Raw genomic sequence first — 26,252 nt, 5'->3', positions numbered from 1 at the left:
TGCCATGCCAGCAAATGCACTGGTCCAGACGCGTATCGACGCCGACATCCGGGATCGAGCTTCGGCGGTGCTCGAAAGCATGGGGCTGACGGTCTCGGATGCGGTGCGGATATTGCTCACCCGAACCGCCAACGAGGGTGCGCTGCCCATCGATCTCGTCACAAACAACGAGGCGTATGATTTATGGTTTCGCGCCAAGGTTCGCGAAGCGCTCGACGACACCCGACAAGACATTCCTGATGATCAAGTCGAGGCGCATTTTGCCGAGAGACGCGCTGCGGCGCGGCGTTCGGGTGAACCTAAATCTTGAAGATCGTCTGGTCGCCATTCGCGCTTTCAGATCGCGACGGCATCTTCGCGCATATCGAGGCCGACAATCCTGCGGCCGCGATCGCCACCGATGAGCGGATCGTCGCCGCAATCAACCGTCTTCGGGACCTTCCCCAAAGCGGCCGGATCGGCAGGCTTGCAGGGACACGAGAGAGCGTCATCGTCGGCACGCCATATGTCGCGGCCTATCAGCTGACCAACAGCACGATTCGAATCCTGCGCGTGCTTCACGGAGCGCAGCGTTGGCCGGACGATCTGCCAGGCAGCTGATGCGGCTAATTTAGATTGCCAGCGGTGGACGAGCTATTCCGTCTTCTCGTCCAGCAACCCCGAGACGAAATCGAACAGCCCGGGCCGGCGGTCGCGCCGCAGCCTTTCCGCCGTCACGATGCCACGCACTTCGGCGAAGGCGCGGTCGAGATCGTCGTTGACGATGACAAAGTCATATTCCTTCCAGTGCTCGATCTCGTTGCGGGCGTTCTTCAGCCTGGTCTCGATCACGTGCTCCTGGTCCTCGGCGCGGCGCTTGAGGCGCGACTTCAATTCCTTCATCGACGGCGGCAGGATGAAGATCGAGACGATGTCGGCGCGCATCTTCTCCTTGAGCTGCTGGGCGCCTTGCCAGTCGATGTCGAAGAGCATGTCACGGCCCTGCGCCAGCGCCAGTTCGGCCGGCTCGCGCGGCGTCGCGTAGCAATTGCCGTGCACCTCGGCCCATTCGAGCAACGCGTCGGAATCGCGCAGCCGCTCGAACTCGCGCGTGGTGCGGAAGTGATAGTGGACGCCCTCGATCTCCGAGCCGCGGCGTGGCCTGGTGGTGACCGAGACCGATAATTCCAGGCTGCCGTCGCTTTCCAGCAGGTTGCGCGCGATCGTCGACTTGCCGGCGCCCGACGGCGACGACAGGACCAGCATCAGCCCGCGGCGGCGAATGCGGGATCCGAGATCCCTGGCAACCATCGGCTCCTTGGCACCCATTCGGGTTTACTCCAGATTCTGGACCTGTTCGCGAAACTGGTCGACCACCGCCTTGAGTTCCAGCCCGATGGCGGTGACAGTGGCGGCGTTTGACTTGGAACACAGCGTATTCGATTCGCGGTTGAATTCCTGCGCCAGAAAATCGAGCTTGCGGCCGATGGCGCCGCCATTTGCCAGCAGCGCTCTGCCCGACGCCACATGCGTCTTCAGCCGATCGATCTCTTCACGGATATCGGCCTTGGTGGCCAGGAACGCCGCTTCCATGTGCAGCCGGCCGGCATCGAGATTGGCCGACGCATCCATCAGCAGCCGCACCTGTTCGGCGATCCGCTCGCGGATCGCCGCCGGTTCGCGCGACGGGTCGGCCTCGGCTTGAAGCGTCAGCGCCTCAATGGCGTCGATATGGCCGGAAAGCAGCGAACGCAGCGCTTCGCCCTCGCTCTGGCGTGCCTGCTCGAGACCTGTAAGCGCCGTTTCCAGCGCCGACAGGATTGACGCGTCGAGTGCTGCCCGCACCTCCTCGGTTTCGCTGGTTTCAGGGATATCGAGCACGCCGCGCAGAGAAAGCAGACCGTCGGCAGTTGCCGGACCAACACCGAACTGGTCCTGCAGCCGCTTGGCTAAGCCCGCCAGATCCCTGAGGAAGGCTTCGTTGACCACCGGCTGCGCCTGCTGGCCGGCGGCGCGGCCGACGGTCAGCGTCGCTTGGAAATTGCCACGCGAAAAGCGCTTCTGCAGCGTCTGCCGCACAGTCGGTTCGAGCCGCTCGAAACCTTGCGGCAACCGCAACCTGACCTCGACGCTCTTGCCGTTGACCGACTTGACCTCCCAGGCGATCGAGGCGCCGTCATGTTCGGCAACAGTGCGTGCAAATCCGGTCATGCTCTGCAAATTCATGATGCGGCTCGTGTCTCCCTGATGGTCCGATTCTACAAATCGCGCATGCGTTCGATATCACGGGCGGCGCGAATGTCAGAATCGCAACACCAGCAAGATGTTGATTTCCGCTGTCGTTTCGATCTCGCAGGGCTGAAATCGAGAAGCAGAGGCACCCGAGCAAGACCGAAAACGCTTCGAACCCCGCTACTCGTTCAAAGCAGCAGCGCGTCCGCCTCTGTCCGCATCGCTTAAGGTCGATCCGTCTGAAAGCGCCGGCCTGCTATTGGGCGGCACCCCTATCGCCGGCATCACCGCTGTCACCGGCGGCATCGCCACTTGCGTCACCGTTGTCGTTGCCATCCGCCGGTGCATCGGTCTGGCCCGGAGTCTTGGCGCCCTTGGCGGCGTCTTCAGCCTGCTTCTTCTGCAGTGCCCGGTAGCGGGCAACGTTCTCATTGTGCTCGGCAAGCGTGGTGGCAAAGACGTGGCCGCCGGTGCCGTCGGCGACGAAATAGAGATCATCGGTCTTCGACGGGTTGGCGACGGCTTCGAGCGCGGCGCGGCCGGGATTGGCGATCGGCGTCGGCGGCAGGCCGTTGATCAGATAGGTGTTGTAAGGCGTCTGTTTCTGGATGTCAGACTGATAAATCGGCCGGTCGGCGGGTTTGCCCTTGCCGCCGAACAGGCCGTAGATGATGGTCGGATCGGATTGCAGCCGCATGCCCTTGGCCAGACGGTTGAGGAAGACGGCGGCAACGCGCGAGCGCTCGTCGCCCCGGCCGGTTTCCTTTTCGACAATGGAGGCCAAGGTGACGAAGTCGTCGACATTGGCCAGAGGCAGGTCGGGCGCGCGCCGCTGCCAGACCTCGTCGACCAGCTTCTTCTGGTCGGCGAGCAGCTTGTCGACCATCTGTTGGCGCGTGGCGCCGCGGGTAAAGCGCAGCGTGTCGGTGGCGAGGCTGCCCTCAGCCGGCTTGGCGGCCGGCATGTCGCCGGTCAGCGCATCCTGCTCGGCGATGCGCTGCAGCGCCTGCTCGACCGTCAGGCCCTCGGGAATGGTCAGCGAATACATCACCGCCTTGCCGCTCTTCAGAAGCTCCATGATGTCGCGCATGGAGGCGCGCGGCTTTATCTCGTATTCGCCTGCCTTCAGCGCTGAATCATTGCCATAGACCCGCACGGCGATGCGGAAGATGCGGGCATCGCTGATCAGCCCACGCCGTTCGAGCTGGTCGGCAATATCCTGGACGCCGGTGCTCGGCTTGACCAGGAAGGTGTCGCCGGCCACCGACGGGCCCGGTTCGTTGAATGCCTGCTTGCCGAAATAGAGCGAAACGCCGGCGGCGAGGATCATCAACATCACCGCGGAGATGACGAAGTTCATGAACACGACGACTTGGCTGCGCGAGGCGCGCGAGCGCTTTGGTGGTGGTGTGCCGGCTTCCGGGCGCAAAGCCTCGGCCGCGGTCTTCGGCACGATCGGGCCGGTCTGCTGGTTTTGTCCGAATTGTCCGCTGCCGCCCGGATTGGTGTTCATTAGCGCCCTACCATCTGATCTCTTAGAGCGACCATGCGCCCGATTGGACGCACAGCGTGCCCTAACATTTCAAGCCTACGCATCGTGCTTTTAAAAAAAGCGCCTTCGGTTTCAGGCCGATGCGACGAATCCCCAGCGGCAGAGTAGGCTTGAATATGGCAAAATTGACGACAGACCGCTGGCGCGCCGGTCGATACCGCAATCAGCCTGTATAACGCTGGAATACCAGCGAAGCGTTGGTGCCGCCGAAGCCGAAGGAGTTGGACAGCGCCACGTCGACCTGGCGATGCCGTGGCGTGTTCGGAACAAGATCGATCGCGGTTTCCCGTTCCGGGTTGTCAAGATTGATGGTGGCTGGCGCGATGTTGTCTCTGATAGCGAGGATCGAAAAGATCGCCTCGGCGGCGCCCGCGGCACCCAGGAGATGGCCGATCGACGACTTGGTCGATGACATCGAGATTTTCGAGGCGGCGTTGCCGACCAGCCGCTCGACGGCGCCGAGTTCGATCGTGTCGGCCATGGTCGAGGTGCCGTGCGCGTTGATGTAGTCGACGTCGGCGGGCGTCAGCTTGGCCCGGTTCAGCGCCGCCGTCATGCAGCGGAAGGCGCCGTCGCCGTCTTCGGCCGGTGCAGTGATGTGATAGGCATCGCCGGTCAGGCCGTAGCCGGTGACCTCGGCATAGATCTTGGCGCCGCGCGCCTTGGCGTGTTCGAGTTCTTCCAGCACGACGACCCCGGCGCCCTCGCCCATGACGAAGCCGTCACGGTCGCGGTCATAGGGACGCGAGGCCTTCTCAGGCGTGTCGTTGCGGTCGGTGGACAGTGCCCGGCAAGCAGCGAAGCCGGCAAGCGATAGTCTGGTCACCGGCGATTCCGCGCCGCCGGCCAGCATCACGTCGGCATCGCCGAAGATGATCAGCCGGGCGGCATCGCCAATGGCGTGCGCGCCGGTCGAGCAGGCGGTGACGACGGCGTGGTTGGGGCCTTTCAGCCCATGCCGGATCGATACCTGGCCAGATACCAGGTTGATAATGTTGCCGGGAATGAAGAATGGACTGATACGGCGCGGTCCGCGCTCTTTCAGGATGATAGCGTTCTCGGCGATGCCCTCGAGGCCGCCAATGCCGGAGCCGATCATGACGCCGGTGGCGCAGCGCTCGGCTTCGGTGCTGGGCTCCCAGCCGGAATCCTTCAGCGCTTCGTCGGCGGCCGCAATCCCGTAAAGGATGAAGTCGCCGATCTTGCGCAGTTCCTTGGGCTCGAGCACGGCTTCGGGATTGAGCGTGCCGTTGGTGCCGTCACCGCGCGGAATGACGTGGGCGATCTTGCAGGCAAGATCTTCCACTTCGAACTCGGTGACGCGCTTGGCGGCGCTGCGGCCGGTCAGAAGTTCCTTCCAGCTGTGCTCGAAGCCCATGCCGAACGGCGAAACCAGGCCAAGGCCCGTGACGACGACTCGCCTCATCGCAGGTCCTCCCCGGTGATGACTGCGGATAGTGTCAGGCCGAAGCCTTGTCGATGTACTTCACGGCATCGCCGACGGTCAGGATGGTCTCGGCCGCATCGTCCGGAATCTCGACGCCGAACTCTTCTTCGAACGCCATGACGAGTTCGACCGTGTCGAGGCTGTCCGCGCCCAGATCATCGATGAAGCTCGCCTGCTCCGTCACCTTGTCGGCATCGACGCCAAGATGTTCGATGACGATCTTCTTGACGCGCTCTGCGGTGTCACTCATTTGGGGCATCCTCGTCTTTTGTTTGTCTGTCTTCGTTAGCGGGCAGAATGCCGCTAATCAAGCTGAAAGATGGTCCTGCCGGAAACGCAACGATGCCGGACCGGTTTTTGCCCGAACCGCCGGGTTGCGGGCCGCATTACACGAAAAATGGCCGAGGTCCAAGGCGAAATGGTCTCTTTTCACAAGCCGGCCATGTCTTCTTATCACCCGGCAATATCCTGTCAGATCATGGCCATGCCACCGTTGACATGGATGGTCTGGCCGGTGACGTAGGCTGCCTCGTTGGAGGCGAGATAGGCGACGGCCGACGCCACTTCAACACTCGTGCCCATGCGGCGCGTCGGGATCGCGGCCATTATCGCGTCTTTCTGCTTGTCGTTGAGCTTGTCGGTCATGGCCGATTCGATAAAGCCCGGGGCGACGCAGTTGACGGTGATGTTGCGGGTGGCGATCTCCTGCGCCAGCGACTTGGAAAAGCCGATCATGCCGGCCTTGGAGGCGCAATAATTGGTCTGGCCAGGATTGCCGGTGACGCCGACCACCGAGGTGATGTTGATGATGCGGCCATGGCGGCGGCGCATCATCGGATGGGTCAGCTCGCGGGTCAGCCGGAACACGGCGGTGAGGTTCACCTCCAGCACGCTGTCCCAATCCGCATCCGCCATGCGTACGAACAGGCCGTCCTTGGTGATGCCGGCATTGTTGACCAGTATGTCGACGCCTTCGAGTTCGGCTTCGGCCTTCTGGCCAAGCGCCTTGACCACGTCACGGTCGGCAAGATTGGCCGGGAACAGCTTTACCCGGTCGCCGAGTTCGCCGGCCAGGGTCTCCAGTTTCTCGATGCGGGTGCCGTGCAGGCCGACAATGGCGCCTTGCGCATGCAGCACCCGGGCAATCGCCTCGCCAATGCCGCCCGATGCGCCGGTGACGAGCGCCTTGCGGCCGGTCAGTTCGAACATTTTCGTCTCCTGATCTTAAGAGAACACCCTTCCCACGGGAGGGGTTGAATCGCCAGTGGATTATGCAAGCGCGGCCAGCGCCGCCTCGACTTCGGCCGGCGTGCCGACGGCCGATGTGGCGATGTCGCGGTTGATCCGCCGCGCCAGGCCGGAAAGCACCTTGCCGGCGCCGATCTCAAACAGCGTGGCGACGCCATTGGCGCCGAACCACTCCACCGTTTCGCGCCAGCGCACGCGGCCGGTGATCTGCTCGACCAGGCGGCGCGCGATCTCGTCGGGGTCGCTGGTCGGGGCTACAGTGACGTTGGAGACGACGGGCACGACCGGTGCATTCTTGGTCACGCCGGCCAGCGCCTCGCGCATGACATCGGCCGCCGGCGCCATCAGCGCCGAATGGAAGGGTGCGGAGACCTGCAGCATCAGCGCCCGCTTGGCGCCCTTTTCGGTGCACAGTTTCGCGGCGAGTTCCACCGCCGCCCTGGCGCCGGAGATCACCAGCTGGCCGCCGCCATTGTCGTTGGCGATCTGGCAGACCTTGCCGGATCCCGTTGCGGCCTCGGTGCAAGCGGCTTCGACGTCGGGCTGTTCCAGTCCGATGATCGCCGCCATGGCGCCCTCGCCGGCCGGCACCGCCGCCTGCATGGCGTTGCCGCGGATGCGCAGCAGCCGGGCAGCATCGGCGACCGAAACGAAACCGGCCGCGGCAAGGGCGGAATATTCGCCGAGCGAATGACCGGCAACGTAGGCAACCTTGTCCTTCAGCGAAAAGCCGCGCGCTTCCAGCGAGCGGATTCCCGCCAGCGAGACCGCCATCAGCGCCGGCTGGGCATTGGCAGTCAGGGTCAGCGCCTCTTCCGGGCCTTCCCAGATCAGTTTCGACAGCTTTTCGCCCAACGCATCATCGACTTCCTCGAACACCCTGCGTGCCTCGGGGAAGGCGTCGGCGAGGTCCTTGCCCATGCCGACAGCCTGACTGCCCTGTCCCGGAAAGGTGAATGCGACGGCCATTTGGGCGCTCTCCAGCGGCTGATTTTTCCTGCCTGTGACGCAAGGCGGACCGTCAAGTCAAGCCCGGAGGCGGCATTTCGGCTCTCGCTTGAACCGGAGCTGACCTCGAGTCCCTGTTCCCAAAGGCTTTTTGCCGATCACACCTGATGAAAACCGCTCACGAATCGTTTGCTGGCTCTTCTTATTTTCGCCACAGGCGCTAGCTTTTGCATGACAGTTCTATGACAGAACGGTGGCGCGAGTGGAAATACGCGTTGCTTGGGCCGGGGGAAGAGACGTGGCTAGGATCAGGAAGGGCGCGGCCGTACCCGCGCCACAGTTCTTGGAAGACGATCCGTCCACCGGCTACCTGCCGGGGCGCAGATGGCCGGTCATCCGCTACGGTCTGGTCACGCTGCTTGCCTCCGCCATCCTGGTGTTCGCCATCGAATGGATCGTGCGCGGCGACTTCTTCGGCACGGTCGACTTCTTCCTGCAGCCATTCAAGCCGGGCTGGACCACCATCATTGTCTTTGCATTGGTGCTGATGGGACTGGACGCCGTGCTTGGCCGCAGTCACCAGAGTCTGATGATCGTGGCGCCGCTGACGCTGGCGCTGGCCTTTGTCGGGCATCAGAAGTCGCATTATCTCGGCGATCCGCTCTACCCAACCGATTTTCTTTATTCGCGCCAGATCATGGCACTGATGCCGCTCCTGGTGCGCGAACGGCCTTGGACGGCGCTCGCCATGGCGGTCGGCATCGTCGCCGGCCTGTCGCTGCTGATCTATGGCTGGCGGTTGTGGCGCCGCAAGGTTCCGATCCTCAGCCGCAAAGGGCGGCTGGCGCGGCTGACGCTGGCAGTGCCGCTGCTCGCCTTCTTCGTCTCGATCATGGACTACGCCACCTTCTCGTGGACCCGCGACCGGCTGCAGATCATCCCGATTATGTGGGACCAGAAGGAGAACTACGCCTCCAACGGGTTTGCGCTGGCCTTCGCGCTAAACGTGCCGATGGCGCATGTCTCGGCGCCGGCGGGCTATTCCGACAAGGCGATCGACGCGATCGACAGGCCTGATGTGGCGGCCTCGGTACCGGATGAGAAACCCGACATCATCGTGGTGATGAGCGAATCTTTCTGGGATCCGACCAAGCTGCCCGGCGTCACAATCACGCCTGACCCGATCCCCAATGTGCGGGCGCTGCGTTCCGGCTATATGTTCTCGCCGGAATTCGGCGGCATGACCGCCAACATCGAATTCGAGGCGCTGACCGGCTTTTCCAATGCCTTCCTGCCGGCGGGCTCGATCCCCTACCAGCAATATGTGCGCACGCCGACGCCGTCGCTGGCGACCTTCCTGAAAAGCGAGGGCTACCGGGCGCGCGCCATCCATCCGGGCACCAACTGGTTCTGGAACAGGGGCGCCGTCTATGCCGATTTCGGTTTCAACGATTTCCGCTCGGAAGAGACGCTGCCGCCACTGGAAAAGCGCGGGCCGCTGGCTTCCGATGCGTCGATGACCGACGAGATCATCGCAGAGGCCGACGCCAGCGAGCGGCCGGTGTTCTTCTTCGCCGTCAGCCTGCAGAACCACGGTCCCTACGAGCCGTACCGCTATTACAATCCGACCCACAAGGTCGTGGCACCGATCAGCACGTGGGCGCGGGAATCGCTGCTCAGCTACGCCGAGGGATCGGCCGATGCCGACCGTGGCCTCGAGCGATTGATCGAATGGGCGAAGAAGCGCGAGCGGCCGACGGTCATCGCCTTCTTCGGCGACCATCTGCCGCCGCTCGGCCCCGTCTATGTCGAAACCGGTTACCTGAAGGACAATGTCGCGCCGCGCAAGGAACCGACGCCCGAGGCGGCACTGGAGCATCATCAGACGCCGCTGGTCATCTGGTCTAACCGCACCGGTCCGGCGCAGGATATGGGCGCCGTGAGCCCAGCCTTCCTGCCCTACCATATCCTTACGACGGCCGGGATCACGCACCCCTACTACACCGGCTTCCTGGGCGCGCTGCGCGAACGCTATCGCGTCGTCGACCGCAATCTGCTTCTGACACCGTCAGGTGAGGCCACGCCGGACTGGGCGCGGCAGAAGGATGTTGATCCGGCGATCAACGATTTCCGCCTGCTGCAATACGACATGATGTTCGGCAAGCGTAAGGCGGCCCCGGACTTCTTCCCCGAAACGATCAACGGTCGTACCCCGCATACGAGTTGATGCCTTCTTTATCCAACCCTGCGACGCCAGGACGCTGTCCGGAGCATGCGTTACCCTTGCCTTCCAGCCAAATTGCTATATAGACGCCCGCAATCTGCCGGTCCTTGCTGGGGGCTGAACGGAGGGCCGGAGGTTTTACCCAAAACCTTCGTGTGAAGCCAGAAGCGCTTCCGCCTCCCGTGTCTCCGCTCTCGACCGTCTCGAAATGCTCCTTTCTTCCCCGCCCCTTCGGGATCAGCGGGTCAGAGAAGTTGCAGAGGCTTTTGCCGCGAGGATCCGGGAGAGAAACGAAGAAAGGCACTGAACCACTATGGCTCTATACGAACATGTGTTCCTTGCCCGGCAGGACCTCTCGCAGCAGCAGGTCGATGCGCTTGTCGAACAGTACAAGGGCGTCATCTCCGCAAATGGCGGGTCCGTCGGCCGGGTCGAGAACTGGGGACTGAAGTCCCTCACCTACCGGGTCAACAAGAACCGGAAGGCTTACTACACGCTTATGGACCTCAACTGCCCGCCGGCAGCGCTCAACGAGATGGAGCGCCAGATGGGCCTGTCCGAGGACGTGCTGCGTTTCCTGACCGTCAAGGTCGAGGCGCATGAGGAAGGCCCGTCGGCCATGATGCAGAAGCGCGAAGAGCGCTCGGAACGCGGCGGCTTCGGCGACCGCGACCGTGGCGATCGTGGTCCGCGCTCGTTCGGCGACCGTGATCGCGGCGACCGTGGCGATCGTCCGCCGCGCTCATTTGGCGATGCCGGTGGCGATCGTGGTCCGCGCCGTCCGCGCGAAGGCGTTGAAGGAGGTGCAGAATAATGGTCGACATCAATCAGATCCCGACCCGGCGCCCGTTCCATCGCCGCCGCAAGACCTGCCCGTTCTCCGGCGCCAATGCGCCCAAGATCGACTACAAGGACGTGCGTCTTCTGCAGCGCTACATTTCCGAGCGCGGCAAGATCGTGCCGTCGCGCATCACCGCCGTCAGCCAGAAGAAGCAGCGCGAACTCGCCAAGGCGATCAAGCGCGCCCGCTTCCTCGGCCTGCTGCCCTACGTGGTTCGCTAAGATCTCCGAAGCAGGCGGTTCGCCGCCTGCTTCCTTCTCCCACGGCGACGGGCGCCGCAGGGGTAATTTGATGATGCATGTCGTTGTCCCAAAACCGGGACCACTCTTGGCGACATGCATTGAAATCCCGAGTTGAGGTGAAAAGCCTCTAACTGCCGCGACAGGCAGGACAGCGACACCGGCGCCAAGGCGCTCAGAGCTTCCTGACCTGTTCCATTCAATTCGGCGCCGATCCCGCGGTCGGTGCCCAGACGAAGGAACAAGACATGCAAGTGATTCTTCTCGAACGCGTTTCCCGCCTCGGCCAGATGGGCGATACCGTCAAGGTCAAGGACGGCTTTGCCCGCAACTTCCTCTTGCCGCAGGGCAAGGCGCTGCGCGCCAACGAAGCCAACAAGAAGAAGTTCGAAGGACAGCGCGCGCAGCTCGAAGCCCGCAACCTCGAGCGCAAGTCGGAAGCCAGCCAGGTTGCCGAAAAGCTCGACGGGAAGAGCTTCATCGCCGTACGTTCGGCCGGCGAGACCGGCCAGCTCTACGGTTCGGTGTCGACCCGCGACATCGCCGACCTGCTGACCGCCGAAGGGTTCTCGGTCAACCGCAACCAGATCCAGCTCAACCAGCCGATCAAGACCATCGGCGTCACCAATGTGGCGATTGCGCTGCATCCGGAAGTCGAGGTCACCATCAGCCTCAACATCGCCCGCACGGCTGACGAAGCCGAGCGCCAGGCCAAGGGCGAGACGCTGACCACCGCCGAAGCCATCTATGGCGATGACATCAACGACAACGCACGGCCGGAGAACTTCTTCGACCCGAACACCGAGTTCGAAGGCGGCGAAGAAGACAACGCCTGATCCCGCACTGGGCCTGATCGGGAAGCGAGGGAGCAGCGCTCCAATCACTTCCTCGTCATCCAGCCTTTCTGGACCAATGCCCGGGCCTCTCGCCCGGGCATTTTTGTGCCAAATGGAACTTTTCGAACCCCTATATATTGTTGCAGAATTGGTCCGCCAGTCTGACCGTGAGGGGACATTTGGTGATGAATATTCTGTTGAAACGCGTTCTCGACCGCCTGGTGCGTACGGGCAATCTGAAAGTCACCGGGCCGAAGGGCTCGACAGTGGTTTTCGGCGACGGCAGCGGCGAGCCGGTTCATATGCACATCAAGACCGCGCATGCCGAGCGCGCCATTACCTTCGATCCGATGCTGGCCGTGCCGGAAGCCTATATGGACGGCGAACTCGACATCATCGAGGGCGGCGTACTGGGTATGATGCGCATCGCCTTCCAGAACATGGGCAGCGGCGGTATCGACGCCACCTGGTCGAAGGCCATCGAGGGTCTGCGCCACGCCTTTCGCCGCCTGCAGCAGATCAACACCGCATCACGGGCGCGCCGCAACGTGCAGCGCCACTATGATTTGTCGGGTGACCTCTACCGGCTCTTCCTCGACGACGACATGCAGTATTCCTGCGCCTATTTCGAACAGCCGGACATGACGCTCGACGAGGCGCAGATGGCCAAGAAACGCCATATCGCCGCCAAGCTCAGGCTGAAGGCCGGCCAGACCGTGCTCGATATCGGCTCCGGCTGGGGTGGACTCGGCCTCTATCTCGCCAAGGCTTTCGATGTCGACGTGCAAGGCGTGACGCTGTCGACCGAGCAGCACGGCGTCGCCACCGACCGGGCGCATGCGCAAGGCTTGCAGGACCGCGTGCATTTCGACCTCAAGGACTACCGCGAACTCAACGAACGCTTCGACCGCATCGTCTCGGTCGGCATGTTCGAGCATGTCGGCGTCAACCACTTCCGCACCTTCTTCGACAAGTCGGCGACGCTGTTGAAGCCCGACGGCGTCATGCTCTTGCACACGATCGGCCGCTCCGGCGTGCCGTGGGCGACCAGCGCCTTCATCCGCAAGTACATTTTTCCGGGCGGCTACATTCCTTCGCTGTCGGAGGTGATGCCGGCGATCGAGAAGTCGGGCCTTGTAGTCACCGACATCGAGATTCTGCGGCTGCACTATGCCGATACGCTGAAGCATTGGGGCCAGCGCTTTGCCGCCAACCGGGACAAGGCCAAGGCCATCTATGACGAGCGCTTCTGCAGGATGTGGGAGTTCTATCTGGCGGCTTCGGAAGCCGCCTTCCGCTGGCAGGATCTGGTGATCTTCCAGATCCAGATCGCCAAGAAGAACGACACGCTGCCGATGACGCGCGACTACATGGCCAAATGTGAAAAGGCGCTCGAAATGCGCGAAATGGGGCATCGTCAGGAGGCGGCGGCCGCCGAGCCTGCTGTCGCCAGGTCTGTGCCTGCCAGGTCCGTTGCTGTCAGGTCCGTTGCGGCCAAGCCAGCGCGCCGTCGCAAGGTGGCGGATCGCGAATAACGCCTCGATTGCGATTGCCGCTTGCCATTGACGGCTCTGACACTGAAAAAGGTCTCGTTCTCGCGAGACCTTTTTTAATGACCTGCCTGCCCACCATCGCCACCACCCTTGTCGAGTTCGCCCGCGCCTCGGTGCTCGCGGCACGCGGAGCCTGAGCGTGGAACTCCCCGCCTCGCTGCGACAAGGCGTCGAGCGCCTGCTCGAAACGATACCGCTGGCGGTGGTGCGCCAGGCGGCGAAGACGCTGTCTGACCGCTACCGCGCCGAATTGCGCGACGGCCGCCTGCACATGGCCGAAGAGATGGCGGTAAAAGCCTATCTGGCGACGCGGCTGCCGGCGACCTACGCGGCGGTACGGGCCGGTCTCGACGAACTCGCCTATGCGCGGCCCGATTTCCAGCCAACGAGCTTGCTCGATGTCGGCGCCGGTCCTGGCACGGTGCTTTGGGCCACTACAGACCTGTGGCCCGACCTCGAAGAGGCGGTTCTGGTTGAAGCAAGCGCCGCGGTGCGCAAGGTTGGCCAGTCGCTCGCCCTTGATACCATCGCCACCAGGATGGACTGGCGCGCCGGCGACGTGACCATCGACCTTGCCGATCTCAAGCCTGCCGATCTGGTCACCTGCGCCTATGTGCTGGACGAGATCGCGCCGGCATCGCTGCCGAAGCTTGTCGGCCGGCTCTGGCAGTTGACCGGCGACACACTGCTGATCGTCGAGCCCGGCACACCGGCCGGCTGGCAGCGCATCCTGGCAGTGCGCAGGCAATTGCTGGAGGCCGGGGCGCATGTGCTGGCGCCTTGTCCGCATGAGGCGCCCTGCCCGCTTGAGCCCCCCGACTGGTGTCATTTTTCGCGCCGCGTCGCCCGCTCGCGCCTGCATCGCCTGGCCAAGGACGCCGACGTGCCGTGGGAGGACGAGAAATTCATCTACGTCGCGGCTTCGCGGCAACCCGCGCCTGCACGTCAGCCGCGCGTGATTGCGCCGCCGAAATCGGGCTCCGGCAAGGTGCTGCTCAAACTGTGCCAGCCGGATGGCGGCGCCGGCGAGACACTTTTCACCAAGCGCGAGGGCGAGTTGTTCAAGGCAGCGCGGCGGCTGGACTGGGGCGATACATTGGACGGAAGAAGCGGATAATCACCGAGATTGTTCTTGCTCTGTTCCAACGACTCGGATAAAAGTCAGCGCCTTTCTGAGTCAACCGGAATCGGGGCGCGGAAACACTCTTCTGTGGACGGTTTGCCGCCCCTGTGAACAAACGGGGCATCAAGGTTGATTGGTCGTGCGGTGATGCAGAAAGGTCAGCACCGATTTATCTCGTTCTGATATCGAGAAGCCGGGATCAAAATCGGGGACATCATGGCAGAGGCAGCGCGAAAATTCGGCGTGGCGGAGCAGCAACCGCTTTATCGTGAAGCGCCGAACAACATCGAGGCCGAACAGGCGCTGCTCGGCGCCATCCTCGTCAACAACGATGCCTTCTACCGCGTCTCCGACTTCCTCAAGGCCGGCCATTTCTACGAGCCGCTGCACCGGAAAATCTTCGAGGTCGCGGCCGAGCTCATCCGCATGGGCAAGGTGGCGACGCCGATCACGCTGAAAACCTTCCTGCCGGCCGACGAGAAGGTCGGCGACATGACGGTGGCGCAATATGTGGTTCGTCTGGCGGTCGAAGCCGTCACCGTCGTCAACGCCACAGACTATGGCCGCGCCATCTACGATCTGGCCACGCGCCGGGCACTGATCACCGTCGGCGAGGACATGGTCAACATCGCCTATGACGCGCCGGTCGACATGGCGCCGTCCGAACAGATCGAGGATGCCGAGCGGCGGCTGTTCGAACTGGCCGAAACCGGCCGCTACGACGGCGGCTTCGAGAGCTTCACCGACGCGGTCAAGACCGCCGTCGACATGGCCAACGCCGCCTATATGCGCGACGGCCATTTGTCGGGCCTCGCCACCGGCATGCGCGATCTCGACCGCCGCATGGGTGGCCTGCAGGCGTCGGATCTGATCATCATTGCCGGCCGTCCGGGCATGGGCAAGACATCGCTAGCCACCAACATCGCCTTCAACATCGCCGAGATGTATGAGCCGGCGCAACAGGCCGACGGCTCGTTCAAGGCAGCCAATGGCGGCGTCGTCGGCTTCTTCTCACTGGAAATGTCGTCCGAGCAGCTCGCCACCCGCATCATTTCCGAACAGACGGAAATTTCGTCGTCAAAAATCCGCCGCGGCGAGATTTCAGAGATGGATTTCGAAAAGCTGGTCGCCTGCTCGCAGACCATGCAGAAGATCCCGCTGTTCATCGACCAGACCGGCGGTATCTCGATCGCGCAGCTGTCGGCGCGGGCGCGGCGGCTGAAGCGTCAGCGCGGCCTCGACCTCATCGTCATCGACTATATCCAGCTGATGCAGGGGTCGAGCGCGAAATCGTCGCAGAACCGGGTGCAGGAAATCACCGAGATCACCACCGGCCTCAAGGCGCTGGCCAAGGAACTCTCCGTTCCGATCATCGCGCTGTCGCAGCTGTCGCGTCAGGTCGAAAGCCGCGAAGACAAACGCCCCCAGCTGTCCGATCTTCGCGAATCCGGCTCGATCGAGCAGGACGCCGACGTGGTGATGTTCGTCTACCGCGAGGAATATTATCTGAAGAACCGCGAACCGAAGCCCGGCACCGACGAATACATCAAGTGGGAACACGAGATGAACGAGATGCGCGGCAAGGCCGAAGTCATCGTCGCCAAGCAGCGCCACGGCCCGACAGGTTCGGTGAGCCTCGCCTTCCATGGCGAGTTCACACGGTTTTCCGACCTCGCCGAAGAGCATCATATTGCGGAGAGGTTCGAGTAGCTTTTTGGCCTACCGCAGCGCTCCGTCACACCCCCCTCTGGCCTGCCGGCCATCTCCCCCGCAAGGGGGGAGATCAGCAGCTTTGCGGATGGCGCTCATCTTGCGACGTTGGCGATTGGCGAAAGCAGCGACGATAGCCAATCTCCCCCCTTGCGGGGGAGATGTCCGGCAGGACAGAGAGGGGTGTGCAGGATCACCCTCCTTCGGTCATTTGCAGGCAGCATCACTCCATGGCTAAATCGCGCGTCCAGTTCATCTGCCAGAATTGCGGGTCGGTGCATCAGCGCTGGGCCGGTAAATGCGATGCCTGCGGCGAGTGGAACACACTCGTCGAGGAAGGCACGTCCGGCGGCATCGGCTCGGGACCGGCCAACACGCGAAATGCGCGCAAGGGCCGCGCCGTGGTGCTGACCAGCCTGTCCGGTGACATCGAGGATGCGCCGCGGATCATCTCCGGCATTGGCGAACTCGACCGCGCCACCGGCGGCGGTTTCGTGCGCGGCTCGGCGCTGCTGGTCGGCGGCGATCCCGGCATCGGCAAGTCGACGCTGCTTACCCAGGCCGCAGCAGCATTGGCGTCAAAAGGCCACCGCATCGTCTATGTCTCGGGCGAAGAGGCTGTCGCGCAGATCCGGCTGCGGGCGCAGCGGCTTGGCGTCGCCGACACGCCGGTCGAACTTGCCGCCGAGACCAATGTCGAGGATATCCTGGCAACAATAGCCGATGGCAGAAGGCCGGACCTCGTCATCCTCGATTCCATCCAGACGCTGTGGACCGACATGGCCGACTCGGCGCCCGGCACCGTCACCCAGGTGCGCGCCTCGGCGCAAGCGATGATCCGCTACGCCAAATCCACCGGTGCTGCCATCGTGCTGGTCGGCCATGTCACCAAGGAAGGCCAGATCGCCGGTCCGCGCGTCGTCGAGCACATGGTCGACGCCGTTCTCTATTTCGAAGGCGAAGGCGGCCATCACTACCGCATCCTGCGCACGGTGAAGAACCGCTTTGGGCCGACCGACGAGATCGGCGTCTTCGAGATGTCGGACAAGGGCTTGCGCGAGGTCGCCAATCCGTCGGAGCTGTTCCTCGGCGAACGCCACGCAAAATCGCCGGGTGCCGCGGTATTTGCCGGCATGGAAGGCACACGTCCGGTGCTGGTCGAGATCCAGGCGCTGGTGGCGCCGTCCACATTGGGCACGCCGCGCCGTGCCGTCGTCGGCTGGGACGGCGCACGGCTGTCGATGATCCTTGCCGTGCTCGAAGCCCATTGCGGCGTGCGCTTCGGCACCCACGATGTCTACCTCAACGTCGCCGGCGGCTACCGGATTTCCGAGCCGGCGGCCGATCTGGCGGTTGCCGCTGCACTGGTTTCGTCGCTCACCGGTCTTGCCCTTCCCGCCGATTGCGTCTATTTCGGCGAAATCAGCCTGTCGGGCGCAGTGAGGCCGGTTGCGCATGCGCAGCAGCGCCTTAAAGAGGCCGAAAAGCTGGGTTTTGGAAGTGCGGTTCTGCCCTTGGGCAGCGAGGAGGTTGTCGGGGGGATCGGGGCCGGCGCTTTCCAGCCGACCGAACTTGCCGATCTCGTCGCACGCATAGCCGGCTCACGGCGCAGCCGTGTCGACGTGGAAGATTGACGCGGCTCGCCCGAGCCGTGAAAAGACAATCTGAGTGGGGCGAAAGACATGCCGATTACGCTGCTGGACGGAATTCTCGTCGGCTTCACCCTGGTCTCGGCGATGCTCGCCATGGTTCGCGGCCTGTCACGCGAAATCCTGTCCGTCGTGTCCTGGGCGGCTGCCGCCGCGGCGGCATTCTTCTTCTACAAGCCGGTGCTGCCTTACGTTCAGCCCTATGTCGAAAGCGACAAGATCGCCATGGCGGCATCCGCCGGCATCGTCTTCCTCATCGCGCTGATCGTCGTTTCCGTCATCACCATGAAGCTTGCCGACTGGATCATCGATTCCAGGATCGGCGCGCTCGACCGTACGCTGGGCTTCCTCTATGGCGCCGCGCGCGGCGTCCTCGTCGTCGCCGTGGCGCTGCTGTTCTTCAACTGGCTGGCCGGCGCCAAGGCCCCTGCCTGGATCGCCAACGCCAAGTCGAAGCCGCTGCTCGAGACCATCGGCGCCAAGCTGGAAAGCCTGCTGCCCGAAGATCCGGAAAACGCCATCCTGAAGAAGCTCAATCCGAATCAGCCGGCAGCCGAGACGCCTCCGGCGGCCGATGCACCGGCGGCGGATGCTCCGGCAACCGGTGACGATACGCCGGCGCCCGACGACGAGACCGACGCTCCGGCCGATAACGCACCCGCGCCCGCTGCTCCGGCTCCGGCCGCGCCGGCAAACTGATACGGACGGATGGTGCCGGACAGGCGCCATCCCGGCAGTTCCGGCCTGACTACGTTGCTTTCGCGGTGCTATCGCACTATATGGCCATTTTAGCGGAGCTTGAGCCCCATGGCAGTTTCGAAGGCAGACGCGGACGACGTGCTTTCCGCCGAAGCAGACGATCATTTCCACGACGAATGCGGGGTGTTCGGCATTTTCGGCCGGCAGGACGCTGCGGCCATCGTAACGCTAGGCCTGCATGCGCTGCAGCATCGCGGCCAGGAAGCGGCCGGCATCGTCTCCTATGACGGCACGCAGTTCCATGTCGAACGCCATGTCGGCCTGATCGGCGACACCTTCACCAAGCAGCACGTCATCGACAGCCTGCAAGGCAACCGTGCCATCGGCCACACGCGCTATGCCACGACCGGCGGCGCCGGCATGCGCAACATCCAGCCCTTCTTCGCCGAACTCGCCGATGGCGGCTTTGCCGTCGCCCATAACGGCAATCTCACCAACGCCATGACCGTGCAGCGCGCGCTGCAGAAGCAGGGCGCGATCTTCTCGTCGACCTCCGACACCGAGACGCTGCTGCATCTCGTTGCCACCAGTAAGGAACGCGATTTGAATTCGCGCTTCATCGACGCCGTGCGTCAGGTCGAAGGCGCTTTCTCGCTGGTCGCGATGACCTCCAAGAAGATGATCGGCTGCCGCGATCCGCTCGGCATCCGCCCGCTGGTGCTCGGCGACCTCGACGGCGCCTGGATCCTGGCCTCCGAAACCTGCGCGCTCGACATTATCGGCGCCCGCTTCGTGCGCGACCTGAAGCCCGGCGAAATGGTCGTGGTGACCTCGAAGGGCATCGAGAGCCTGTTCCCTTTCGAGCCGCAGAAGACCCGCTTCTGCATCTTCGAATATGTCTATTTCGCCCGCCCGGACTCCTCGGTCGAAGGCCGCAATGTCTACGAAGTGCGCAAGCGTATCGGCGCCGAATTGGCGCAGGAAAGCCCGGTCGAGGCCGATATCGTCGTGCCGGTGCCGGATTCCGGCACGCCGGCGGCAATCGGCTTCTCCCAGGCGGCAGGCATCCCCTTCGAACTCGGTATCATCCGCAACCACTATGTCGGCCGAACCTTCATCCAGCCCGGCGATTCGATCCGCCATATGGGCGTCAAGCTCAAGCACAACGCCAACCGCCGGATGATCGAGGGCAAGCGCGTGGTGTTGGTCGACGATTCGATCGTGCGCGGCACCACCAGCCAGAAAATCGTGCAGATGGTGCGCGACGCCGGCGCCAAGGAAGTGCATATGCGCATCGCCTCGCCGCCGACCAGCGCGTCGTGCTTCTACGGCGTCGACACGCCGGAGAAGTCGAAGCTTTTGGCATCGCGCATGTCGATCGAGGAAATGGCCGAGTTCATCCGTGTCGATTCGCTCGGCTTCCTCACCATTGACGGGCTCTACCGCGCCGTCGGCGAAGCCAGCCGCGACAATGAGCAGCCGCAATTCTGCGACGCCTGTTTCACCGGCCAGTACCCGACCCGCCTGCTCGACTTCGAAGGCCACGACAATGTGCGCACGCTGTCGCTGCTGGCGAACAACGGGGCGTAAAGCCCAACTGCTATCCTTGAAAGCGCTCGCATGACCCTCGACCTCTCCGGCCGCGTCGCGGTCGTTACCGGCGCCTCGCGCGGCATCGGCTACTTCATCGCCAAGGAACTTGCCGCCGCCGGCGCGCATGTCATTGCGGTTGCCCGGACCGTCGGCGGGCTGGAAGAACTCGACGACCAGATCAAGGCCGAACGCGCGAAAACCGGCAAGGGCGAAGCGACGCTGGTGCCACTCGACCTCTCAGACATGGCCGGCATCGACCGGCTGGGCGGGGCCATTCACGAGCGCTGGGGCAAGCTCGACATTCTGGTGGCCAATGCCGGCGTGCTCGGCGTCATCTCGCCGATCGGCCATGTCGAGGCCAAAACCTTCGAGAAGGTTATGACCATCAATGTCACCTCGACCTGGCGGCTGATCCGCTCGGTCGACCCGCTGCTCAGGCTGTCCGACGCTGGCCGCGCCATTCTCATGTCGTCCGGGGCCGCGCATTCGGCGCGCGCCTTCTGGGCGCCCTATGCGGCGTCGAAGGCGGCGGTGGAAGCCATGACGCGTTCCTGGGCGCATGAGACGCAGAGCCTGGCGCTCCGCATCAATGCCGTCGACCCCGGTGCCACCCGCACCGCCATGCGTGCACAGGCCGCGCCCGGCGAGGATCCGGAAACGCTGCCGCACCCCTCAGAGGTTGCAAAACGCATCGTGCCGCTGGCGAGCCCCGAGCTGAAAGAGACGGGGCTGATCTTCCAGGTCAAGAACAACCGCTTCGTCGCCTACCGGCAGCCGGAATAAACCGGGTTGTAGCGGGATTAAACAGGCCCCCAGTTACGTTTCTTCGAATGTAGGACATTCGAAACCGGAGGACCGACATGCGTAGACTTCTTCTCGTTGCCGCCGCCGCGATTGCCGCCACAGCCGGCGTGGCGCTGGCGCAAGACGCAAAGATGAGTTTCTTCGTCACCAGCGTCGGTTCCGGCAAAGGCGCCGATCTCGGCGGTCTCAAGGGTGCCGACGCGCATTGCGCCTCGCTGGCGGAAGCGGCTGGGGTTACCGGCAAGGAATGGCACGCCTATCTCTCGAGCGCCAATGTCGATGCGCGCGACCGTATCGGCAAGGGTCCCTGGGTCAACGCCAAGGGCGAGAAGATTGCCGATGACGTCGCCTCGCTGCACAGCGACGCCAACGCCATCAACAAGCAGACGGCGCTGACCGAGAAGGGCCAAGTGGTCAATGGCCGCGGCGACAAGCCGAACCGGCACGACATATTGACCGGCTCGAAGCCTGACGGCACCAAGCTCGCCGACCAGACCTGCGGCGACTGGACCTTGAGCGGCGCGGAGGGCGCGGCGATGATGGGCCATCACGACCGCACCGGCCTTGATGAGTCGGCCGCGGCGAAATCCTGGAACTCCTCGCATGCCTCGCGCGGCGGCTGCAGCCAGGAGGCGCTGAAAGGCACCGGCGCCGACGGCCTGTTCTACTGCTTTGCGACGAACTGAGAGACGTCTGGGAGCGGTTCGTTCACGGGTCTGTGATGGTCCGGCAGGTCCCTCCCCCATCGCCCTGCTTTCGCCATCAGCCGGGAGTTGCTAGGGTCGACCCGACTCCGACACCCAGCAAAGCGAGGAATTCCCCATGGCTGCTCCCAGCGTAGCACTGGTCTGGTACCTGGTGATCGCCGGCCCGCAAGGCGGCATGGTGGTGCTGCCCAGCACCTTCGACACCCGCGAACAGTGCACAAACGCGATTACCGAATATCAGAAGCAGCCGACGCCGGCCGGCTGGGCGGTCAACTGCGTGCCGAGCGCCTCGCCTTTCACCGATGAGGGTGATGCGGAAGAGCCGGCGGCGCAGTAGCGCAATCTCCCCCCTCGAGGGGGAGATGGCCGGCAGGCCAGAGGGGGTCGCCTCGCGTAGAGTGCCAACCTCCTTCCGCACAAAGGGCGTCGCGTCCAGTCGGCCGACCCCCTCTGTCTCCTTCGGCGACATCTCCCCCTCAAGGGGGGAGATCAGGCGCGCGCCTTCACCGTCAGCTCCGGCTTGCTGTTGATGGTCTGGAAGACCACGCAATAGCGTTCCGTCAGCTTGATCAGCGCGTCGATGCGATCCTGCGGCTCATCCGTGTCGAGGTTGAAATTCAACCGGATGGCGCGAAAGCCCACGGGGGCGTCCTTGGCCACGCCCAGCGTGCCGCGAAAGTCGAGATCGCCTTCGGCCTCGACGGTGGCTGCGCCGAGTTTGAACTCTAGTGCGGTGGCCACCGCCTTCAGCGTCACCCCGGCGCACGCCACCAGCGCCTCGAGCAGCATGTCGCCCGAACACAATTCGAGCCCGGAACCGCCGGTCGCCGGATGCCGGCCGGCCACCGCCAGCGCCCTGCCCGTCTCGACCTTGCAGGCAATCGACTGGTCGTCGATGGAGCCTTTGGCGCGAAGCGTGATCAGCGCTCGCGAGGAATCGTCGCGATAAGCCTCCTTGATCGGTGCCTGCATGGCCTTGAGTGCGGTGGCGTCCATGTTGCATTCCTTTTCGAGTCCGTCGCGCTTTGATAGCACTGATATGCCAGCGAGACAGCGCCCCCCTCTGGCCCGGCCACCTCCCCACAGGGGGGAGATCTGCAGCTTCGCCGATGGCGCTTTCTACGCCGGCGATTAGCGAAGGCGGTCGCGACATCCAATCTCCACCCCTGTGGGGGGAGATGTCCGGCAGGACAGAGGGGGCTGAAGGAATGCTACCTCACGAAGAGTTACTTTGACTTCGACCGCCCCGGCCATACCTAAGCAGAGTCATTCCCGCGGAGACATCATGCCGTTCACGCTGAAACTGATCTCGCTTACCCTGTTGGTGCTTGCAGCCTTCGCGCAGCCAGTCCTCGCCGAAACGCCCGAGCGCCCCGCACCGGCAGGCGGCGTGCTGTCGCTGCTGCCGGCACCGCAGACGACCAGCCATTCAATCACCATTGCCGGGCGCAAGCTGGACTATCAGGCTAAGGCCGGCACGCTGTCACTGCTGTCCGGCAAGGGCGAGGTCACCGCGGAAATCTTCTATGTCGCCTATACGCTGCCGCCACTGGCGGGCGCGGAGAAGGCTCGCCCCATCACCTTCGTCTTCAATGGCGGCCCGGGCGCGGCATCCGCCTATCTGCATCTCGGCGCACTCGGCCCGCGTGTCGTCGCGACCGGCGCCGATGGCCAATTCCTGCCGCCGCCGCAAAAGCTGATCGACAATCCCGACAGCTGGCTCGACATGACCGACCTCGTCTTCGTCGATCCGGTCGGCACCGGCTACAGCCGCGAGGCCCCCGGCCAGGACACAAAAGATTTTTGGGGCGTCAGCCAGGACGCCAGTTCGATCGGCGCTTTCATCCGGCTCTATCTCGCCCAGAACGGCCGCACCGGATCGCCGCTCTTCCTTGCCGGCGAAAGCTATGGCGGGTTCCGCGCGGCACTTCTCGCCAGGACCCTGCAGGAAGATGTCGGCCTGAGCCCCAACGGCATCGTGCTGATCTCGCCTGCACTGGAGTTCACGCTGGTGCTGCCCGACGAATTCCAGCCGCTGCATTGGGCGCTGGAACTGCCCTCGATGGCGGCGGTGCGCCTGCGCAGCGAAGGCCTCAGCGGCGAAGCACTGCGCGAAAAGGTCGCCGAGGTCGAAAAGTATGCGCTGGGCGACTACCTCACGGCTCTGACCGGCGGGCTGGAACAGGGCGGGCGGCTGGCCAGCCAGCGCGTGGCCGAGATCACCGGCCTGCCGCTCGACCTCGTGCAGCGCAATTCCGCCCGCATCCCGACCGGCCTGTTCGCGCGCGAATTCCAGCGCGCCAGTGGCAAAGTGCTCAGCCCGTATGACGGCACCATCGCCACCAGCGACATCGCCCCGGAGAGCGCCCGCAGCGCCGGCCCGGATCCGGTGCTTGACCGCAGCGTGCCGGCGCTGACCTCGGCCTTTGTCGGTTATGCGCGCGACGAGCTGAATTTTCGCACCGATGTCAGCTACAGGTTGCTCAATGGCGATGTGACCCACGCCTGGGACTATGGCGGCTCGCGGCAAGGCTATGCCGGGGTGATGGACGATCTGCAGCGGGCGCGCTCGCTCAACCCGGGGCTCGGCGTGGTGATCGTCAACGGCGACACCGATCTGGTCACTCCCTATCTGGCCTCACGCTATCTGGTGAGCCAAATCCCGACGCTGGGCGGGGCAAAACCCATCCGTCTCGACGTCGTCGAAGGCGGCCACATGATGTATCTCAGGCCGGGCGGCCGGCGCGCCCTGAAGGAGGCCGCTTCGGAGCTCTACCAGGCAACACAGTGAACGGCGTGCCCACGCTGTCGGCCAGGCTGCGCCAACGCAAGCTTGCCACTGGCGTAGCGCCCCGCAGGCTTTCGCCCGTATAGCCTGCAATGGGAGCCTGATTGGGGCAGGCTTCTTCTTCGTCCTCTTGACAGCGCCGGACACGCCGCATGGCCGATATTGCCATTCTGGAAACCCGCGAAAGGGTGCTTGCCGGCATCCTGTTCACCGGCTGCGCCTATTTCCTGTTTTCGACCCAGGACGCCGCGATCAAGCTTCTGGTCGTCGGCATCAGCGTCTGGCAGATCATGTTCTTCCGCTCGATCGCTGTGCTTATCGGCTGTGCTGCAATCGGCGGACCGCGCATCTTTGCCGACACAATGCGCTCGCCCATCGTGCGGCCGATGCTGGTGCGCAGCGCCTTCACGCTCGGCGCCTGGCTCTGCTACTACAACGCCGCCCGCTCCCTGCAGCTGGCCGAACTCACCACCATCTATTACGCCGCCCCGATCATCGTCACCGTGCTGTCGGTGGTGATGCTTGGCGAAAAGGTGCCGCTGTTGCGCTGGCTGGCGGTGTTCATCGGCTTCGTCGGCGTCTTCACCGCCTGTGATCCCGCTCGTCTCGGCTTTTCCGTGCCGATGCTCTTGGTACTGGCGGCGGCAGTGCTGTGGGGCATTGCCGTGGTGCTGTTGCGCAAGACGGCACTGGCCGAGCGTACGCTGATCCAGCTTGTGCTCAACAATTTCTACTTCCTGGTGTTTTCCGCGGTGCCGGCGCTGTTGGTCTGGCAGATGCCGGACTGGCGCCAGTTGCTGCTTTTGATCAGCGTCGGTGCGCTCGGCGGCGTGGCGCAATTTATGCTGTTCGAAGGCATGAAGCGGGCGCCGGTGTCGATCGTGGCGCCGTTCGAATACACCTCATTGGTCTGGGCCTTCGGGCTCGGCTTTGCGATCTGGGGCGACGTGCCGCGTCGCGAGGTGTTTCTGGGGGCGGCGTTGATCGTCGGCGCCGGCCTGCTGATCATCGGCAACGAGCATTTCCGCAAGCGGCTATGAGTACCCCCGTGCTGACAGCATGGTGGCAGGAGAAGACGGATAGGCTGCTGAGATGACGGAAGCGCTCGACGGCCCAGGCACCACAGATACCGCTGCCGAGCGTACGCTCGGCATCATGCTGGTGGCGGCCTCGGCGGCTTTCTTCGCCCTCACCGGCGTGCTGACCAAATCGATCCACGCCGACCCGCTGACCATCACCTGCTGGCGCGGCTTTGTCGGCGCGATCCTGATCACCTTCTATGTGCTGTGGCGCCGGCGCCGCTCCGGCGGGCGGGAAAGCTTGCGGCTTGGCTGGCGCGGCTGGTTGCTGGCCCTCGAGGGCGCCGCGGCCAGCATCGCCTTCATCTCGGCGTTCAAATTCACCTATGTCGCCAATGTCGCGGTCATCTACGCCACCGCGCCCTTCATCACCGCGCTGCTCGCCTTCGTGCTGGTGCGCGAGCCGTTCCGGGCGCAGACGCTTGCCGCCGCCGCCGTTTCGCTGTGCGGCGTGGCGATGATAGTCGGCTCCGGCTTCGGCAGCGGTCATCTGTTTGGCGATGGGCTCGCGCTGCTGATGACCGCCGGCAGCGCGCTCTACATGATCATGGTGCGCGCCTTCCGCGACACGCCGGTGGTGTGGGCGGGCGCAGTCTCGGCGCTTCTGCTGTTCGTGCCCGGCTGGTTCGTCACCGACCCCCTGGCGATTTCTGCTCGCGACGCCGTGCTGCTCGTCGCCTTCGGAGGATCGTTTGCGGCGGCGTCGATCCTGTGGACGGAAGGCTCGCGGCTGATCCCTGCGCCTGAGTCCGGCCTTCTCGGTGCCGCCGAAGTGCCGTTTGCGATCCTGTTCGCCTTCCTGTTCCTCGGCGAGATCGCGCCGGCCGCCAGCCTGATCGGCGGCGCCATAGTACTGTGCGCGGTTTTCGCCCATGCGGGGCGCGACTGGCTGGCCGCGAGAAAAAGTGCGGCAACCCAATAATTATTTTCCAAGTCATGGAACCATCATGCGGATCAGGCAGTTTTATGTGCGACGGGTCACCCCCCAAGTCCCCCCAAAC

Annotated in this window: 26 protein-coding genes; 18 read left to right on the top strand and 8 right to left on the bottom strand. The window is 63.9% G+C overall.

The genetic code is table 11. The features are described from left to right. Positions 1-4: 4 nt before the first annotated feature. Positions 5-310 carry a type II toxin-antitoxin system RelB/DinJ family antitoxin gene (locus tag NKJ58_RS14325; RefSeq protein ID WP_023672731.1) on the top strand — a complete coding sequence of 102 codons (306 nt, stop codon included), beginning with the start codon at positions 5-7 and terminating at the stop codon, positions 308-310. Further along, entirely contained in the window at positions 307-600 is a 294-nt protein-coding gene (locus NKJ58_RS14320; RefSeq protein ID WP_352518937.1) for a type II toxin-antitoxin system RelE/ParE family toxin, read from the top strand. The genes NKJ58_RS14325 and NKJ58_RS14320 overlap by 4 nt, the downstream gene beginning before the upstream one ends. A gap of 33 nt (positions 601-633) precedes the next feature. On the opposite strand, the gene gmk is transcribed toward NKJ58_RS14320, so the two are convergent. From gmk to fabD, 7 genes are all read right to left on the bottom strand, one after another. After that, positions 634-1,308: a guanylate kinase gene (gene gmk / locus NKJ58_RS14315; RefSeq protein WP_031193552.1), complete on the bottom strand. Its 675-nt coding sequence runs from the start codon at positions 1,306-1,308 to the stop codon at positions 634-636. Positions 1,309-1,314: 6 nt separating this feature from the next. Beyond that, positions 1,315-2,205 carry a YicC/YloC family endoribonuclease gene (locus NKJ58_RS14310; RefSeq protein WP_023695597.1) on the bottom strand — a complete coding sequence of 297 codons (891 nt, stop codon included), beginning with the start codon at positions 2,203-2,205 and terminating at the stop codon, positions 1,315-1,317. 262 nt (positions 2,206-2,467) lie between these two features. Then, a complete protein-coding gene (gene mltG / locus NKJ58_RS14305) occupies positions 2,468-3,724 on the bottom strand; it encodes an endolytic transglycosylase MltG (protein ID WP_352518936.1) in 1,257 nt (418 codons plus the stop codon). Between the two features lie 202 nt (positions 3,725-3,926). After that, positions 3,927-5,189, bottom strand: coding sequence for a beta-ketoacyl-ACP synthase II (gene fabF, locus NKJ58_RS14300; protein WP_023685687.1), 1,263 nt, complete (start codon positions 5,187-5,189; stop codon positions 3,927-3,929). 34 nt (positions 5,190-5,223) lie between these two features. Then, on the bottom strand, positions 5,224-5,460 hold the full coding sequence (locus tag NKJ58_RS14295; protein WP_006203723.1) for an acyl carrier protein: 237 nt from the start codon (positions 5,458-5,460) through the stop codon (positions 5,224-5,226). Positions 5,461-5,681: 221 nt separating this feature from the next. Further along, positions 5,682-6,419, bottom strand: coding sequence for a 3-oxoacyl-[acyl-carrier-protein] reductase (fabG, locus tag NKJ58_RS14290; RefSeq protein ID WP_023752523.1), 738 nt, complete (start codon positions 6,417-6,419; stop codon positions 5,682-5,684). Positions 6,420-6,479: 60 nt separating this feature from the next. Further along, on the bottom strand, positions 6,480-7,427 hold the full coding sequence (fabD, locus tag NKJ58_RS14285) for an ACP S-malonyltransferase (RefSeq protein ID WP_023752522.1): 948 nt from the start codon (positions 7,425-7,427) through the stop codon (positions 6,480-6,482). Between the two features lie 277 nt (positions 7,428-7,704). Here fabD and NKJ58_RS14280 point away from each other — a divergent pair, with 277 nt between their 5' ends. The 13 genes from NKJ58_RS14280 (at position 7,705) to NKJ58_RS14220 (ending at position 21,721) form a co-directional block, all read left to right on the top strand. After that, positions 7,705-9,633, top strand: coding sequence for an LTA synthase family protein (locus NKJ58_RS14280; RefSeq protein WP_023752521.1), 1,929 nt, complete (start codon positions 7,705-7,707; stop codon positions 9,631-9,633). A 310-nt stretch (positions 9,634-9,943) separates the two neighbouring features. Next, positions 9,944-10,444, top strand: coding sequence for a 30S ribosomal protein S6 (gene rpsF, locus NKJ58_RS14275; RefSeq protein WP_023672722.1), 501 nt, complete (start codon positions 9,944-9,946; stop codon positions 10,442-10,444). Beyond that, positions 10,444-10,692, top strand: coding sequence for a 30S ribosomal protein S18 (gene rpsR / locus NKJ58_RS14270; RefSeq protein WP_006203718.1), 249 nt, complete (start codon positions 10,444-10,446; stop codon positions 10,690-10,692). The genes rpsF and rpsR overlap by 1 nt, the downstream gene beginning before the upstream one ends. Positions 10,693-10,958: 266 nt before the next feature. Beyond that, positions 10,959-11,546 (top strand): 50S ribosomal protein L9, encoded by a 588-nt coding sequence (rplI, locus tag NKJ58_RS14265; RefSeq protein ID WP_023672721.1) that lies wholly within the window; start codon positions 10,959-10,961, stop codon positions 11,544-11,546. A 185-nt stretch (positions 11,547-11,731) separates the two neighbouring features. Further along, positions 11,732-13,081 (top strand): cyclopropane fatty acid synthase, encoded by a 1,350-nt coding sequence (locus tag NKJ58_RS14260; protein ID WP_023672720.1) that lies wholly within the window; start codon positions 11,732-11,734, stop codon positions 13,079-13,081. A gap of 157 nt (positions 13,082-13,238) precedes the next feature. Beyond that, a complete protein-coding gene (locus tag NKJ58_RS14255; protein ID WP_352518934.1) occupies positions 13,239-14,216 on the top strand; it encodes a small ribosomal subunit Rsm22 family protein in 978 nt (325 codons plus the stop codon). Positions 14,217-14,438: 222 nt separating this feature from the next. Further along, positions 14,439-15,932: a replicative DNA helicase gene (locus NKJ58_RS14250; RefSeq protein WP_023672717.1), complete on the top strand. Its 1,494-nt coding sequence runs from the start codon at positions 14,439-14,441 to the stop codon at positions 15,930-15,932. A gap of 230 nt (positions 15,933-16,162) precedes the next feature. After that, complete coding sequence (gene radA / locus NKJ58_RS14245; protein WP_023672716.1) at positions 16,163-17,566, top strand: DNA repair protein RadA; 1,404 nt, start codon at positions 16,163-16,165, stop codon at positions 17,564-17,566. A 48-nt stretch (positions 17,567-17,614) separates the two neighbouring features. Then, on the top strand, positions 17,615-18,280 hold the full coding sequence (locus NKJ58_RS14240; protein ID WP_023672715.1) for a CvpA family protein: 666 nt from the start codon (positions 17,615-17,617) through the stop codon (positions 18,278-18,280). A gap of 108 nt (positions 18,281-18,388) precedes the next feature. Beyond that, positions 18,389-19,870: an amidophosphoribosyltransferase gene (gene purF, locus NKJ58_RS14235; RefSeq protein WP_023672714.1), complete on the top strand. Its 1,482-nt coding sequence runs from the start codon at positions 18,389-18,391 to the stop codon at positions 19,868-19,870. 30 nt (positions 19,871-19,900) lie between these two features. Continuing rightward, positions 19,901-20,656 (top strand): SDR family NAD(P)-dependent oxidoreductase, encoded by a 756-nt coding sequence (locus NKJ58_RS14230; protein WP_023702953.1) that lies wholly within the window; start codon positions 19,901-19,903, stop codon positions 20,654-20,656. Positions 20,657-20,733: 77 nt separating this feature from the next. Continuing rightward, on the top strand, positions 20,734-21,363 hold the full coding sequence (locus NKJ58_RS14225; RefSeq protein ID WP_352518933.1) for a hypothetical protein: 630 nt from the start codon (positions 20,734-20,736) through the stop codon (positions 21,361-21,363). A gap of 136 nt (positions 21,364-21,499) precedes the next feature. Further along, a complete protein-coding gene (locus NKJ58_RS14220) occupies positions 21,500-21,721 on the top strand; it encodes a hypothetical protein (RefSeq protein WP_023689120.1) in 222 nt (73 codons plus the stop codon). 152 nt (positions 21,722-21,873) lie between these two features. Here NKJ58_RS14220 and NKJ58_RS14215 read toward each other — a convergent pair whose 3' ends face one another. Next, the gene (locus NKJ58_RS14215) at positions 21,874-22,380 is read right to left on the bottom strand and encodes an OsmC family protein (RefSeq protein WP_352652413.1); all 507 of its coding nucleotides are present in this window, start codon (positions 22,378-22,380) and stop codon (positions 21,874-21,876) included. 289 nt (positions 22,381-22,669) lie between these two features. Between NKJ58_RS14215 and NKJ58_RS14210 the strand changes: the two genes are divergently transcribed. From NKJ58_RS14210 to NKJ58_RS14200, 3 genes are all read left to right on the top strand, one after another. Then, entirely contained in the window at positions 22,670-24,175 is a 1,506-nt protein-coding gene (locus NKJ58_RS14210) for a S10 family peptidase (RefSeq protein ID WP_352499547.1), read from the top strand. A 149-nt stretch (positions 24,176-24,324) separates the two neighbouring features. Beyond that, positions 24,325-25,212, top strand: coding sequence for a DMT family transporter (locus tag NKJ58_RS14205; RefSeq protein ID WP_352518931.1), 888 nt, complete (start codon positions 24,325-24,327; stop codon positions 25,210-25,212). Positions 25,213-25,264: 52 nt separating this feature from the next. Beyond that, positions 25,265-26,173 (top strand): DMT family transporter, encoded by a 909-nt coding sequence (locus NKJ58_RS14200; protein WP_352853328.1) that lies wholly within the window; start codon positions 25,265-25,267, stop codon positions 26,171-26,173. Positions 26,174-26,252 lie beyond the last annotated feature (79 nt).

This window comes from Mesorhizobium sp. M0139 (assembly GCF_040322455.1).
GTDB lineage: Bacteria > Pseudomonadota > Alphaproteobacteria > Rhizobiales > Rhizobiaceae > Mesorhizobium.
The sequence above is the reverse complement of the archived record's forward strand: the minus strand, read 5'-3'. Positions and strand labels throughout refer to the sequence as shown.